Source organism: Pseudoalteromonas luteoviolacea DSM 6061, from assembly GCF_001625655.1.
Taxonomy (GTDB): domain Bacteria; phylum Pseudomonadota; class Gammaproteobacteria; order Enterobacterales; family Alteromonadaceae; genus Pseudoalteromonas; species Pseudoalteromonas luteoviolacea.
In genome coordinates this window covers 1-1238 of sequence record NZ_AUYB01000163.1, presented here as the reverse complement: position 1 = coordinate 1238, position 1238 = coordinate 1, and the positions used below count along the sequence as shown (strand labels likewise).

Here is a 1238-nt window from a genome sequence, read left to right as displayed (position 1 = left end):
TCGCTAATGGTGCTGAAGTGCAAGCTGCAAAGGGCCAGGGAGTTTCTCAAATAGCTGGTGCGCTAAATGCGACGTCAAAGCAAATGGATATGGGTAGCCCGCAGAGTATTGCTCAAAATGACCCTTTGGCTCAAAACATCAATAATTATGCAAAGAAAAACGAATATTCAACAAAAGCAAAGTCTGCATATTCTGATATACCAGCGGATGAATCCAATATGGATGAAAATAGAAAACCTTATGAACTGGTTACTTTACATCACACTGGGAGTGCCGAAAGACCGAAGGAAGTTGAAGATATGCACCGTGCAAACGAAGGCGCTGTCACTATAATGAGGCAGGCATTGAGTATACTAGACTTAGCACAGGCATATCAAAATGCAGATGTTGGATATCACTATATGATTGATGAGCGCGGAATAATTTATGAGGGGCGTTCTCTTAAGTATGCAGGGGCGCACGTAGGGGGGCATAATCAAGGTAATATCGGCGTAGCCTTTTTGGGCGATTATACGGAGAGGGAACTGTCATCGGTTCAGTTTAAAGCAGCTCGACAATTACTAGGAAACTTGAGAGATAGGTTTAAATTACCTGGAGGATTTATCAGAACACACGGTGAATTTAATGGTGAAAAGCATAACGAGTTGAGAGGGGCTACGCGGCAAGTTAACTTATTGAGGGAAGAGTTCAAATGATAAAAAAATTAATATTGATCAACTCGTTACTATTTGTACTAGTGTTAGGTGTCCATTTGAGCAAATCAGCTTTTAATGGTGTACTAATGAGTTTGCCTGAACAAGCACGCTATGAATACGTAAACTTCATTTTGAGGGGGGATAAATTACTTCATTTGAAAGTCGTTACTCTAGAGCTCCTCTTGGAGAGGAAGTATGATGCAGATATTCAGATACTTTTTACTCTATGTGATAGAACAAGTAAAACCATTGGCGAACCAATTCCCCAATTAGCAGTGAAAGTTATACATCAAAATTATAACGATAAGCTTTTGGAGTTATTAGATTTTTACAAACATGATGAGCTTTCTTCTCAAATCATTAAAAGGCAAATTGAAAGGTTGCAACTTAACTAATACCAAGGAAGTGTCAAATCAGTTAATCAGTTAATCAGTTAATCAGTTAATTAGATACTCGGAACTGTCATTGTGTTTCACGCTGTGTGAGGCGAGCGTTTTTGTGTGGAGATGACAAGCTAAAGTAAAGAAGACACCCATCTTAAAT

General features: G+C 39.0%; 2 protein-coding genes. Both read left to right on the top strand.

All coding sequences use genetic code 11. The annotated features are described in order from the left end of the window. On the top strand, nt 1-695 hold a 695-nt coding region (locus tag N475_RS24990; protein ID WP_162269638.1), incomplete at its 5' end, for a peptidoglycan recognition protein family protein. Further along, nucleotides 692-1090: a hypothetical protein gene (locus N475_RS24985; RefSeq protein WP_063366148.1), complete on the top strand. Its 399-nt coding sequence runs from the start codon at nt 692-694 to the stop codon at nt 1088-1090. The genes N475_RS24990 and N475_RS24985, both read left to right, overlap by 4 nt. Nucleotides 1091-1238 lie beyond the last annotated feature (148 nt).